We start from the raw sequence: 13,301 nt of genomic DNA, 5'->3' as shown, positions 1-13,301 counted from the left end.
CGGAGGCAAGCGGGGCCGGTCACGGTCCGCAGCACAATTGCCGGATTGGAGACAAAGCAGCAATGACGACCGCATCGACCCCGGCCTTCGGCCCCGCCCCCGATCCGCGCGAAGCCCCGCGCGCCTTCCTCGAACATCTCTACCGCGTGGCGGTGGACCGCGCGCTGCCGCTGTCCACGCTGGGTGCCTATCTGCCGCCGCCGCCGGATCCGAAGAAAGGCCGCACGCTGGTGCTGGGCGCCGGCAAGGCCGGCGGCTCGATGGTGCAGGCGCTGGAGGCCCTGTGGCCGGCCGATGCGCCGCTCTCCGGGCTGGTCGTCACGCGCTATGACCACATTCCGCCGCGCCCCGAAGGGCTGCCGCAGCGCATCGAGATCGTCGAGGCCGCGCATCCCGTGCCCGACGCGGCAGGCCAGCAGGCGGCAGAGCGCATCCTCGCGCTGACGAAGGGCCTCACGGCCGACGACCTCGTGCTGTGCCTGATTTCCGGCGGCGGCTCGTCGCTGCTGGTGCTGCCGGCCGAGGGGCTGACGCTGGCCGACAAGCAGCGCATCAACAAGCAACTGCTCGAAAGCGGCGCGAACATCGGCGAGATGAACTGTGTGCGCAAGCACCTGTCGCGCATCAAGGGCGGCCGGCTGGCAGCGGCATGCGCGCCGGCCCGCGTGGTGACGCTGACCATCAGCGACGTGCCCGGCGACGACCCGGCCGTCATCGCCAGCGGCCCGACCGTGCCCGACGCCACCACCTGCGCCGATGCGCTCGCCATCCTCGACCGCTACGGCATCGAGGTGCCCGCGCCGGTGCGCGCCCGGCTCGAGAGCGGCGAGCTCGAGACGCCCAAGCCGGGCGACGCAGTCTTCGAGGGCCACGAGACGCACATGATCGCCACGCCCCAGCAGTCGCTTGAAGCGGCGGCCAGGGCGGCGCGCGAGGCCGGCGTCGAAGCGCACATCCTCAGCGACGAGATCGAAGGCGAATCGCGCGAAGTCGGCAAGGTGCACGCCGCGCTGGCGCGCGCGGTGGCGCATCGCGGCGAGCCTTTCGCGCGGCCTTGCGTGATTCTTTCGGGCGGCGAGACCACCGTCACGATCCGCCCCCGCCAGCCGGGCCAGGCCAAGGGCCGGGGAGGTCGGGCGGGCGAGTTCTGCATGGGATTGGCCGGCGCGCTCATGGGCCAGCCGCAGGTGTGGGCGCTCGCCGCCGATACCGACGGCATCGACGGCGTGGAAGACAACGCCGGTGCCTTCGTCACGCCCGACACGCTGGCACGCGCCGGTGCTGCGGGAAAGAAGCTGTCCGACCACCTCGACCGCAACGACGCCTATGGCTACTTCGACGCCATCGGCGACCTGTTCGTGACCGGGCCCACGAACACCAACGTCAACGACTTCCGCGCGCTGCTGGTGCTGTAAGAAGAACCGGAGGAGGGGAGCCTTACTCCTTCAGCACCATGTCGATGCACATCACCGCCGCCATGATCAGCAGGCGGCGGGCATCGTTGGCCGGCACGCCCGGGTCGATCGACAGCATGTAGTTGTCGGCGGTGGTGAAGAGCTCCTTGCCCAGCCCCGCCCATTTCTTGGACACGGCGGCGAGCTCGGTGCTGCCCTGCACGAAGCGGAAATCCCAGCTGGTCCACTTGCCCCTGAGCGTGCAGGCCACCTGCTCCTGCGCGTCGAGCACGTCGAACTTGCCGCCGATGGAAAAGAGCTTCTGCTTGAAGAAGCCGACGACCCGGTCGTTCTCGTCGAGCACCTGCACCTTCGACAGGAAGATGGAAACGCCGCGCTTGACCGACAGCACCTTCTGCCCCTCGGGCGTCGACACCACCACGTTGAAGGGCGTGAAGCGCTTGTAGTCGGTGAAGCGCAGCAGCTTGCTGAAGAAGCCCAGGTCGGGCTCGCGGCACTCCAGGATCTTCTGCTGCGAGTGCGGCTCGAAGACGTCGTAGTTGTTGGCCGCCTTGAAGATGCCGACGTGTTCCTTGATGAAAAACAGGTTGTTGCGCAGTGCCGCGTGCATGGATTCCCTCGTCCTCTGTGTGTGTTGGAGTGGCGGGATTATGTTCGGCGTGCATGACGGCACCCGGCGCCGGCCGTAGTCGACGTTGGGCGAGGTTTGTGAACTCGGGTTAATCTATGCCCCTGGCGGCCTCAAGGCCGCCATTTTTCGACAGCGCACTCCCCCGGGTGCCGCGCCGGACACCCAGATTCCCCTTTCAATCTCCAGTCTTCGAAGGAAAAGCTCGCCATGACCTACACCGACACCCGCCTGCTGATCGACAACGAGTGGGTCGACGCCACCGGCGGCAAGACGCTGGACGTCGTGAACCCCGCCACCGGCAAGGCCATCGGCAAGGTGGCGCATGCCAGCATCGCCGACCTCGACCGCGCCCTGGCCGCCGCGCAGCGCGGCTTCGAAACCTGGCGCAACACCCCCGCCAACGAGCGCGCCGCCGTCATGCGCCGCGCCGCCGGCCTGATCCGCGAACGCGCCGCCGAAATCGCCAAGCTGCTCACGCAGGAGCAAGGCAAGCCGCTGGGCGAGGCCAAGGTCGAGACCATGGCCGCCGCCGACATCATCGAATGGTTCGCCGACGAAGGCCGCCGCGTCTACGGCCGCATCGTGCCCTCGCGCAATCTGGCTGCACAGCAGCTGGTGCTGAAGGAGCCCCTGGGCCCCGTCGCCGCGTTCACGCCCTGGAACTTCCCGATCAACCAGATCGTGCGCAAGCTCGGCGCCGCGCTGGCCACCGGCTGCTCGTTCCTGGTGAAGGCGCCTGAAGAAACCCCGGCGTCGCCCGCCGCGCTGCTGCGCGCCTTCGTCGACGCGGGCATCCCGCCCGGCGTGGTGGGCTTGGTGTTCGGCAACCCCGCAGAGATCTCGAACTACCTCATTTCGCATCCGATCATTCGCAAGGTCACCTTCACGGGCTCGACTCCGGTCGGCAAGCAGCTGGCCGCGCTGGCCGGCCAGCACATGAAGCGCGTGACGATGGAACTCGGCGGCCATGCCCCGGTCATCGTCGCCGAAGACGCCGACGTGGCTCTGGCCGTGAAGGCCGCAGGTGCCGCCAAGTTCCGCAACGCGGGCCAGGTCTGCATCTCGCCGACCCGCTTCCTGGTGCACAACAGCCTGCGCAACGAGTTCGCGAGCCTGCTGGTCAAGCACGCCGAAGGCCTGAAGCTCGGCGACGGCCTTGCCGAAGGCACCAACCTCGGCCCGCTGGCCAATGCGCGCCGCCTCACGGCCATGGCCTACGTGCTGGAAGACGCCCGCAAGAAGGGCGCCACCGTCGCGACCGGCGGCGAGCGCGTCGGCGATGCCGGCAACTTCTTCGCCCCCACCGTGCTGACCGACGTGCCGCTGGACGCCGACGTGTTCAACAACGAGCCCTTCGGCCCCATCGCCGCCATTCGCGGCTTCGACACGCTGGAAGAAGCGATCACCGAAGCCAACCGCCTGCCTTTCGGCCTGGCCGGCTACGCCTTCACCAAGTCGATCAAGAACGCCCACCTGCTGAGCCAGAAGCTCGAACTCGGCATGCTCTGGATCAACCAGCCCGCAACGCCCTCGCCGGAAATGCCTTTCGGCGGCGTGAAGGATTCGGGCTACGGCTCGGAAGGCGGCCCCGAGGCGCTCGAGGCCTACCTGAACACCAAGGCGGTTTCGATCCTCGGCGTCTGAGGCTCACTTACCCGAGCTTCATTCCTCGGCGGTGGCATTCCAGAAGGCCTGCTGCACACCGTCGAGTGCTTCCAGATCCGCGATGACGCGGTCGAGCTCCGCGGGCTCGACCGCCGTTGCATAGAGCGTCGCGCCGATCTCGGTGTCGGCCGGGCCGAAGGGGTGCTGGTCGACATCGCGCACCGGGTAGTTCGCGGCCTCGAGCAACAAGAGCAGCTGATCGAGCACCTCGGGCCGCGCGGCGCGCGAGCAGATCACGCGCACCACATAGGTCGCTTCGCTGGCCTCCTCGCTGATCGGCTGGCGGTTGATGCGGTTCACCACCGGACGCAGCAGCGTGTTGCTGGCCAGCACGAACAGCGCCGCGATCAGCGCCTCGCCCAGCAGGTCGGCGCCCGCGCAGGCGCCCACCGCCGCCGACCCCCACAGCGTCGCCGCCGTGTTCAGCCCCGTGACGTTGGCGCCTTCCTTCATGATCGCGCCCGCGCCCAGGAAGCCGATGCCCGACACCACGTAGGCCACCACGCGCACCGCGCCGCCGCTGCCGTCGAGCCGGTAGGCCATGTCGACGAACACCGCCGCGCCCACGGCCACCAGCGTGTTGGTGCGCAGGCCGGCCGTGCGCTGCCGTATCTGGCGCTCCAGGCCGATCACCGAGCCGAGGATGAACGCAGCGGCCACGCTGACGAGTGTGTCGAGCAGCGAGGCGAGGTTGATGTTGTGGATGGCTTGCATCGACCGATTCCTTCTTGTTGTTGATGTTGGTGCCGCAGTTTGAAGCCGCCCGGTGTCATGAACATGTCATGCAGCCCGGACGGCCACGGGAAGTCACTGCCACCCGTACCTGCGCGCATACCACCCCTTCACCGCCTGCGTCAGCAGCGCATAGCCCAGCAGCATCGCCACGAGCCATGGGAAGTACGCCAGCGGCAGCGCCTGCAGCTTGAAGTAGTGCGACAGCGGCCCCATCGGCAGCCAGATGCCCACGGCGGCGATCGCCGCGCCCATGATGAGCAGCGGCCATGCGGCGCGGCTTTGCAGGAACGGGATCCTGCGCGTGCGGATCAGGTGCACGATCAGCGTCTGCGACAGCAGGCCCTCGACGAACCAGCCTGACTGGAAGAGCGTCTGGTGTTCCACCGAGTTGGCGGCGAAGATGAACCACATCACCGTGAAGGTGAGGATGTCGAACACCGAGCTCAGCGGACCGAAGAACACCATGAAGCGGCCCAGGTCGGCCGGGTTCCAGCGCTGCGGGCTCTTGAGGAACTCGTCGTCCACGTTGTCGAACGGAATGGCGATCTGCGACACGTCGTACAGCAGGTTCTGCACCAGCAGGTGCAGCGGCAGCATCGGCAGGAAGGGCAGGAAGGCGCTGGCCACCAGCACCGAGAACACGTTGCCGAAGTTCGAGCTCGCGGTGAGCTTGATGTACTTGAGCATGTTCGCGAATGTGCGGCGCCCTTGGATCACGCCTTGCTCCAGCACCATCAGGCTCTTTTCCAGCAGGATGATGTCGGCCGACTCCTTGGCCACGTCCACCGCGCTGTCCACCGAGATGCCGATGTCCGCGGCACGCAGTGCGGGCGCGTCGTTGATGCCGTCGCCCATGAAGCCCACCACATGCCCGTTGGCATGCAGCGCGTGCACGATGCGTTCCTTGTGCGCGGGTGTGAGCTTCGCGAACACCTGGTGCGCCTCGACGACCAGCTTCAGGTCGGCATCGACCATCTCCTCGATCTCGCCGCCGAGAACGATGCGGCCCACTTCGAGGCCTACGTCGGCGCAGACCTTGCGCGTGACCAGTTCGTTGTCGCCCGTCAGCACCTTCACCGCCACGCCGTGCTCGGCCAGCGCACGCAGCGCGGGTGCGGTCGATTCCTTCGGCGGATCGAGAAAAGCCACGTATCCGAGCAGCGTGAGCCCCGACTCGTCGGCCACGCCGTAGGCCGGCTTCTGCTCCTCGACCTTCAGCGAGCGGCTGGCCACGGCCACCACGCGCAGGCCCTGGGCATTGAGCTCCGATGCGACGCTGTGGATGCGCGCGAGCACGTCGGCCTCGAGCGACAGCACTTCCGCGCCGCGTTCGACCGATGTGCACACCGAGAGGATCTCTTCCAGCGCGCCCTTGCAGATCAGCAGGTGCTCGCTGCCACCGTTTGCAACCACCACCGACATGCGGCGGCGCGAGAAGTCGAAGGGCACTTCGTCGATCTTGCGGTAGGCGGTCTGCAGGCGCGTCTCGAGCTGCATCTCGGCGTGGCTCAGCACGGCCTTGTCGAGCAGGTTCTTCAGCCCCGTCTGGTGGAAGCTGTTGAGGTAGGCCAGCTGCAGCACGTGGTCGGACTGCTCGCCCCACGCGTTGGTGTGGCGTTCGAGCACGATGCGGTCCTGCGTCAGCGTGCCGGTCTTGTCCGTGCACAGCACGTCCATGGCACCGAAGTTGTGGATGGCTTCCAGCCGCTTCACGATCACCTTCTGGCGCGACATCACCACCGCGCCCTTGGCCAGCGTGGCGGTCACGATCATCGGCAGCATCTCGGGCGTGAGGCCGACCGCGATCGACAGCGCGAACAGCGCGGCCTCCCACCAGTCGCCCTTGGCCACGCCGTTGATCACCAGCACCAGCGGCGCCATCACCAGCATGAAGCGGATCAGCACCCAGCTCACGCGGTTGATGCCGGCCTGGAAGGCGCTCGTGCCGCGATCGGTGGCCGTCACGCGCTGGGCCAGCGCGCCGAAGAAAGTGCGGTCGCCGGTGTGCACGATGAGCGCGGTGGCGGTGCCGCTGATCACGTTGGTGCCCATGAAGAGCAGGTTCTCGCGTTCCAGCACGCCCGCTGCATGGCCGCCGCGATCGACGACGAACTTCTCGACCGGCATGGCCTCGCCCGTCAGCGCCGACTGGCTGATGAACAGGTCCTTGGCCGTGATCAGCCGGCAGTCGGCCGGAATCATGTCGCCGGCCGAAAGCGCGATCACCTCGCCGGGCACCAGGTCGCGCATCGGCACCTCGACGCGCACCGTGCCGGCGTGCGTGGTGTCGAAGCCCTCGTCGCCGGCCGCGCCTTCCTTGTGGCCCGGGGCGGGGCGCAGCACGGTGGAGGTGTTGCTCACCATCGCCTTGAGCCGGTCGGCCGCCTTGTTGGAGCGTGACTCCTGCAGGAAGCGCAGCACCGTCGACAGCACCACCATGCTGCCGATCACCAGCGTGGCCTTCATGTCCTCGGTGACGTAAGAGACCAGCGCCAGCACCGTCAGCAGCAAGTTGAACGGATTGCGATAGCACTGCCACAGGTGCTGCCACCAGGGCAGTGGCTGCTCGTGGCGCACCTCGTTGCTTCCGAGGCGCTTGCGCAGCACCTGTGCGTGGCCCTCGCTGAGGCCGCGCGGCGAACTGCCGAGCTTGACCAGCATCTCGCCGGCATCGGTGCGCGAGGCCGCGTTCAGGGCCTTCGCGATGTCGGGCGGCATGCTGATGGAGCCGGTTCCGACGGGCTTCGAGCCCAGCAGCGTCTGCCAGCGCTCGAAGTGGTGCAGCATGTGGCGGCTGCGCAGGAAGCTTTCGAAAAAGGACTTGAGTACGTTCTTCATGGTGTTCTCCTTCGGGCGGCCGCCACTGCCGCCCGCCCAAGGAGAACCCCGGCATCAATCAGCCAGCCGGGAGCAACCCTTTGCAAGGCGCGGCAGCGGACCGCGTCGTTGTTGGAATAGGTCTGAGCGAAGGGGGCGCGCTATGGCGCCGACAAGAGGCGGGGTCCATGGTGTGCTCCTGGGTTGCTTGCGAGTTGCTCGAAGAGAAGAGTGTCGGCGCGCGCTTCAGCGGCGGGGCACGCAGATCGGCTGCAGCAGCAGATAGCTGCGGATGCGCCGCGTGGTCCAGAGCGCCGCAGCCTGGTCGAGCTTGGCATCCACGGCAGGCGCTGCTTCCGCCGCCGCAGGGGCGGCGTGCGCAGGCATGTGCGCCGACGGACGAACACGCTGCTGTTCGTGCGGCTGACGACGAAGATGAAAGTGACGCATGACAAGGCTCCTTCGCACAGAAGGGCCTCGCGCACGGACGCACGCAAGCTGACTGAAAAAGTCAGTGACGAGAACGACGGGAATCGGGAAGGGGAGCCGCTCGCCGGAATGGCAAACGGGTCACGCTGTGTGCAACACCGGCACGCAGCGCGGGAAGCCTGCGCTAGAGGGCCGGATGTGTCACGCCTGCCGAGGCACGCGTCTTGTCACTGATCCAACTGGCACTGTCCACGCACGGGGCTCCGAAATGAAGATTTCCGGATTGTTGCACCGCATCACGAATGCGTCAACCCGCGAGAGGGTGTTCTACGATGCGGTTCGAGGGCTTATTGCCTCATTGTTGCGATTGCAGCAGGGCATCTGAAGCAAACCTTTCAATCAGCATTCGTTCCGATGAAGACATCGTCCGTCTTGTTTATCTGCACCGGCAACATTTGCCGCTCCCCCACGGCCCACACCCTGCTCGTGCACAAGGCCCGCGCAGTCGGCTTCGAAATAGATGTCGACAGCGCCGCCATCTCCGACGAGGAGCGCGGCAACCCGCCCGATCCGCGCTCGGTGGCCGAGGCCAGGCGGCGCGGCATCGAGATGCACGCGCATTGCGCGCGGCAGGTCCGCAAGGCCGACTTCGATCGCTTCGACCTGATCATCGGCATGACCGCCCAGCATTGCGCGGCGCTGCGCAGACTCGCGCCCGCCGGCACGGCCGGCAAGATCCATCTGTTCACCGAATACGCCGACGGCATCGAAGGCGATGTGCCCGACCCGTGGTACGGCGGGCAGAAGGATTTTGTCGAGGTCTTCGACCTGATCGACCTGGGCGTGGATGGCTTGCTCGCAAGGCTGCAGGCCGAAGCGCGCTGAACCGAAGGCGCTACTCGCAGAGCACCCGTATCGAAGGCGGAATCGCCACGGCCCGGATCCCACCGCCCTCGCGCTTCGCCGCGAAGATGCGCACCTCTTCGCACTCCAGGATCAGGTCTTCCCCGCGGGTCACGCGGTAGGTCTGCACGAAACTCTTCTCGCGCCACTCGGGGATGCGCACCGCAACGCTCAGCGTGTCGCCGTAGCTCGCGGACTTCACGAAGCGCGTATGCGTGTCGACCAGCGGCGTGCCGATCACGCCCAGCGTCTGCGTTGTTTCTTCCCAGCGCGGCACGCCGCACTCGGCGAAGAAGTGGCGCGAGGCTGCGTCGATCCAGCGGAAGAAGTTGGGAAACCAGACGATGCCGGCGGGGTCGCAGTCGCCGAACTCCACGCGTACGGTGTAGACGACTTCCCTGGTTGCAGTGGTGCTTGTATTGCTCATCAGCCCATTCTCGTCGGCAGCCACAAGGCGATGATGGGGAACGCGATCAGGATCACCAGCCGAATGATGTCGGTCACGATGAACGGCAGCACGCCCTTGAAGATGGTGGTGAAGCTCACGTCCTTCACCACGCTCTTGATGACGAACACGTTCATGCCCACCGGCGGGTGGATCAGGCCCAGCTCCACCGTCATCACGATGATCACGCCGAACCAGATGGGGTCGAAGCCCAGGTGCACGATCACCGGGTAGATGATCGGCACCGTGAGGATGATCATCGCCATCGCGTCCATCAGGCAGCCCAGCACCAGGTACATGAGCATGATGAGCGCGAGCACGCCGTAGCGGCCGATGCCCAGGCCGGTAAGGAATTCGGTGAGCTTCTGCGGGCTCTGCGTGATGGTGAGGAAGTAGCCGAACAGCAGCGCGCCGATCAGCACCGTGAACACCGCGGCCGCCGTGCGCGTGGCCGACAGCAGCGCCTCGCGGATCTTCGGGCCGTCGAGCTTGCGCCGCACCAGCCCGAGGATGAAGGCGCCGCTCGCGCCCACGCCGCCCGCTTCGGTCGGCGTGAAGAAGCCGCCGTACAGGCCGCCGATGACGAACACGAACAGCACCAGCGGTGCCCACACGTTCTTCAGGTCCTTCAGGCGCTCCGACCACGGCTTGACCTCGCCGCCGGGCAGCCAGCCGGGCCGCGTCTTCACGATGACCGCGATGGTCAGCACGTACATGGCCATCGCGAGGATGCCCGGCACGATGCCCGCCATGAAGAGCTTGCCGATGTCCTGCTGCGTGAGGATGGCGTACACCGCGAGCACGGTCGATGGCGGCAATATCGCACCCAGCGTGCCGCCCGCGGCGATAACGCCGGTGGAGAACGACTGCGGGTAGTTGAAGCGCCGCATCTCCGGGTACGCCACCGCAGAGAAGGTGGCGGCCGTGGCCACCGACGATCCGCAGATCGCCGCGAAGCCGCCGCAGGCCACCACGGTGGCCACGCCCAGGCCGCCGCGCAGGTGGCCGATCATCGAGTTGGCGGCCTTGAAGAGCTCGCGGCTCACGCCCGAGACCGACACCAGCGCCCCCATCAGCATGAACATCGGGATCACGCCGAAGGTGTAGTCGGTCACGGTGCGCATGGAGGTCTGGCCCACCAGCTTGAGCGCAGGCCCGGGCCCGACGAGGTAGCTGTAGCCCACCACGCCCACCAGGCCCATCGCCATGCCGACCGGCACGCGCAACAGCATCAATACGAAGAGGGCGACGAAGCCCAACACTGCGACTGCATCGGGGCTCATTCGTCGGCCTTCTGTTCTGCGTGAACTTCTTCGAGTTGTTCGGGATGGAAGATGAGTCTGTAGGTGCGGATGGCGATCAGCAGCACGGCGCAGACGTCGCCGGCCCAGGCCACGGCGTAGAAGGGCCAGGTCGGGATGTTGAGGTCATAGGTCTGCACGTTGTCGACGTAGGTGCCGCGCACCTTGTCGAACAGCATGATGGTCTGCACCGCCACCACGAAGAGCAGCACCAGCGTGGCGAACACGTCGATGGCGCGCTTCATGCGCGGGCCCGCTGCCGTCCACACCAGGTCGACCGTGATGTGGCCGCCCCGGTAGCTGGTGGCCGCGATACCCCAGAAGATCAGGATGCCCAGCAGCATGCGGCCGAAGTCGTAGGCGTCGGGGATCGAGGTGTCGAAGAACTTGCGCAGCACCACGGCCACGAAGATGTTGAGCGCGACGATCCCCACGAAGATGGCGGCAAGCCATTCAATCGTATTGATCGCACGGTCCATAGCGCTTCGCTTCATTGGCTCGCCCCCCAGGCTTCGCGCACTTCGTGTCGCTTCGCCAACCCCCCTACCGGGGGGCGGGCCGGCCGCTTCGGGCGGCCGTGCGCGGCGGCCCCTTGAAAGAAGACGCCCGACATCACAGGGCTGACTTGTATTTGGCGAGGCTGGCCTTCAATGCATCCATGACCGCCTTCGGGTCTTCGCCGACCTTCTTCACGCTGTCGGCCCACTGCGCTTCGGAAGGCGCCGCCGCCTTGCGCCATGCATCGAGCTGATCGGGCGTGAGCTTGTAGATCTCGTGGCCCGACAGCGCCGCCATCTTGGCGCGGCCGCCGAACTCGAAGTCGGCCCACGGGCCCGCCACCTTCTGCGCCCACTCGCTGGTGCAGTGATCGTCGATCACCTTCTTCTGCGCGGTGGACATCGCGTCGTACTTGCCCTTGTTCATCACCCACACGAAGGGTGTGACGTACAGCGGCACGTCCATGTGGTACTTCACGACCTTGTCGATGCCGAACAGGCCGATGGAGCCCCAGGGGAAGGTGATGGCGTCGGCCACGCCGCGTTCCAGCATGTCGCGCGACTCGGGCGCGGAGGCCTGCACGTTGGTGCCGCCCAGCGAGGTGATGAGCTGGCCCACGGTGCTGGTGGCCGGGCGCACCTTCATGCCCTTGATGTCGCCGGGCACGGTGATCTTCTTGCGCGAGTGGAAGGTGCCCGGGTCGTGCACGAAGGCGAAGCAGTACTTCACGTCCTTCATTTCCTTGGCCGCGTAGTTGCGGTACCAGGCGTCGATGGCGGCCGAGCCTTCCTTGCCGTTGGCGAACAGGAAGGGCAGCGAGGCACCCGCCATCACCGGAAAGCGGCCCGGCTGGTAGCCCGGGTTCACGTACGAGAAGTCGGCGATTCCGTCGCGCGCCATGTCGTAGTGGTCGAAAGCCTTGCCCAGCTGCTCCGACGGGAAAAGGATCGCGGTGATGGTGCCACCCGACTCCTTCTTGATGTCGTCGGCCCACGCCTGCAGCGCGGGGTTGAGCGGGTGCTGCGCGGGCACCCAGCTCGACAGCTTGAGCTGCACCGGCTTGTCCTGCGCCTGGGAGGCGGGAACGGCCAGCGCAAGGGCTGCGGCGGCCGCTGCAAGGCCCAGGGGCATGCGGCGGGACGGACGGGGTTGGCGAGTGGCTTTCATGGTCTCCTTCGTTGTGTCGTGTGTCTCTGCGAGCGAATCCGCAATCTAGGCAGCCGCGTGCGCGGGGTAAATGGAGGCTTTCCCGTGCGTCGGCACGGATGTATGCGCCGCGTGTCCGGCTTGTTCGATCTGCGAACGTGGTGCATGCATTTCGACGTGCCTGCGCCCGAGTTCGCCGATGCGCGATGCGCCCAGCAAGGTCATCGTGCGTTCGGTCTCCTGCGCGAGCAGTTGCAGCACCGATAGCGCGCCCTGTTCGCCGGCGCACGCCAGGCCGTAGACCGGTGCGCGACCCACCAGCGCCGCATTGGCCCCGAGCGCGAGCGCCTTGACGATGTCGCTGCCGCGCCGCATGCCGCTGTCCACCAGCACCGGGATGCGCCCGCCGACCGCATCGAGCATGGCTGGCAGCGCGGACATGGTGGCCGGCGCGGCATCGAGCTGGCGGCCGCCGTGGTTGGAGACCACGATGCCGTCCGCGCCATGGCGCAGCGCACGGCGTGCGTCTTCGGCACCCAGCAGGCCCTTCACGAGCAGCGGCCCGTCCCAGAGCTTGCGCAGCCAGGCCAGGCTGTCCCAGGTGAGCGTGCGGTCCATGGCGCGCGAGAGAAGGGCGGCCTGCGTCTGCGCGGAGACCGGTGCCCCGTCGTCTTCATCCGGCAGCAGGTTCGCGAACTGCGGCATGCCGCCGCCGGCCAGCCGAAGCAGCCACGCGGGATGCCGCGCCATGTCGAGCACGGTGCCGGGCGTGAGGCGCATCGGCACGCGAAAGCCGTGACGCAGGTCGCGTTCGCGCAGGCCGCTGACGGGCACGTCCACCGTGAGCACGAGTGCCTCGAAGCCCGCGTTGCGCGCGCGGCGCACGATGCGCTCCGCAATGGCGCGCTCGCCCATCACGTAGAGCTGCATCCACAGCGCGGCGTCGGGCGCGGCGCTGCGCACGTCCTCGATGCGCGTGTTGGAGGCGGTGGAAAGAACGAAGGGCACGCCCGCCGCCTGCGCGGCAGCGGCAAGCAGGGCATCGGCGCGCGGGCGCACCAGGCCGGCCAGCCCGATGGGCGCGATGGCGAAGGGCGCGCGCCAGCGGCGGCCGAAGAGTTCGGTGCCGATGTCCACCTTGCTGGTGTCGCGCAGGCATTCGGGAATGAGCGGCAGCGCTTCGAGCGCGTCGCGGTTGCGCCGAAGGCAGCGCTCGTCTTCCGCGCCGCCGTCGATGTAGTCGAACACCAGCCGCGGCAGCGCGCGGCGGGCGCGGCGCCGATAGTCCTCGACGTTGAGCAGCAGCGTCATCGCGA

At 67.3% G+C, this 13,301-nt stretch carries 11 protein-coding genes; 3 read left to right on the top strand and 8 right to left on the bottom strand.

Annotation, left to right across the window (positions count from 1 at the left end):
* Positions 1–62: 62 nt before the first annotated feature.
* A complete protein-coding gene (locus ACHMXA_RS25375; protein ID WP_395316790.1) occupies positions 63–1,415 on the top strand; it encodes a glycerate kinase in 1,353 nt (450 codons plus the stop codon).
* A gap of 22 nt (positions 1,416–1,437) precedes the next feature.
* Here the strand turns inward: ACHMXA_RS25375 and ACHMXA_RS25370 are convergent, their stop codons facing one another.
* A complete protein-coding gene (locus ACHMXA_RS25370) occupies positions 1,438–2,025 on the bottom strand; it encodes a phospholipid scramblase-related protein (protein WP_395316789.1) in 588 nt (195 codons plus the stop codon).
* A gap of 228 nt (positions 2,026–2,253) precedes the next feature.
* Here ACHMXA_RS25370 and ACHMXA_RS25365 point away from each other — a divergent pair, with 228 nt between their 5' ends.
* Positions 2,254–3,690, top strand: coding sequence for an NAD-dependent succinate-semialdehyde dehydrogenase (locus tag ACHMXA_RS25365; protein ID WP_395316788.1), 1,437 nt, complete (start codon positions 2,254–2,256; stop codon positions 3,688–3,690).
* Between the two features lie 18 nt (positions 3,691–3,708).
* Here the strand turns inward: ACHMXA_RS25365 and ACHMXA_RS25360 are convergent, their stop codons facing one another.
* Positions 3,709–4,425: an MgtC/SapB family protein gene (locus ACHMXA_RS25360; protein WP_395316787.1), complete on the bottom strand. Its 717-nt coding sequence runs from the start codon at positions 4,423–4,425 to the stop codon at positions 3,709–3,711.
* A 93-nt stretch (positions 4,426–4,518) separates the two neighbouring features.
* Positions 4,519–7,284 carry a magnesium-translocating P-type ATPase gene (mgtA, locus tag ACHMXA_RS25355; RefSeq protein WP_395316786.1) on the bottom strand — a complete coding sequence of 922 codons (2,766 nt, stop codon included), beginning with the start codon at positions 7,282–7,284 and terminating at the stop codon, positions 4,519–4,521.
* A gap of 822 nt (positions 7,285–8,106) precedes the next feature.
* Between mgtA and ACHMXA_RS25350 the strand changes: the two genes are divergently transcribed.
* Positions 8,107–8,577 carry a low molecular weight protein-tyrosine-phosphatase gene (locus ACHMXA_RS25350; protein WP_395316785.1) on the top strand — a complete coding sequence of 157 codons (471 nt, stop codon included), beginning with the start codon at positions 8,107–8,109 and terminating at the stop codon, positions 8,575–8,577.
* 10 nt (positions 8,578–8,587) lie between these two features.
* Here ACHMXA_RS25350 and ACHMXA_RS25345 read toward each other — a convergent pair whose 3' ends face one another.
* From ACHMXA_RS25345 to ACHMXA_RS25325, 5 genes are all read right to left on the bottom strand, one after another.
* The gene (locus tag ACHMXA_RS25345) at positions 8,588–9,022 is read right to left on the bottom strand and encodes a thioesterase family protein (protein WP_176662765.1); all 435 of its coding nucleotides are present in this window, start codon (positions 9,020–9,022) and stop codon (positions 8,588–8,590) included.
* Positions 9,022–10,323, bottom strand: a complete 1,302-nt coding sequence (locus ACHMXA_RS25340) for a TRAP transporter large permease (RefSeq protein WP_295976904.1) — start codon at positions 10,321–10,323, stop codon at positions 9,022–9,024. Before ACHMXA_RS25340 ends, ACHMXA_RS25345 begins: the two co-directional genes overlap by 1 nt.
* Positions 10,320–10,820, bottom strand: a complete 501-nt coding sequence (locus ACHMXA_RS25335; RefSeq protein ID WP_019655094.1) for a TRAP transporter small permease — start codon at positions 10,818–10,820, stop codon at positions 10,320–10,322. The genes ACHMXA_RS25340 and ACHMXA_RS25335 overlap by 4 nt, the downstream gene beginning before the upstream one ends.
* A gap of 133 nt (positions 10,821–10,953) precedes the next feature.
* Entirely contained in the window at positions 10,954–12,006 is a 1,053-nt protein-coding gene (locus tag ACHMXA_RS25330) for a TRAP transporter substrate-binding protein (RefSeq protein WP_395316784.1), read from the bottom strand.
* 45 nt (positions 12,007–12,051) lie between these two features.
* Positions 12,052–13,296, bottom strand: coding sequence for an alpha-hydroxy acid oxidase (locus tag ACHMXA_RS25325; RefSeq protein ID WP_395316783.1), 1,245 nt, complete (start codon positions 13,294–13,296; stop codon positions 12,052–12,054).
* Positions 13,297–13,301: the final 5 nt, after the last annotated feature.

The sequence above is a fragment of the Variovorax sp. UC74_104 genome (genome assembly GCF_044055375.1).
Classification (GTDB): Bacteria; Pseudomonadota; Gammaproteobacteria; order Burkholderiales; family Burkholderiaceae_C; genus Variovorax.
Note: the sequence above shows the minus strand (reverse complement) of the source record. Positions and strands in the feature narration are given on the sequence as shown.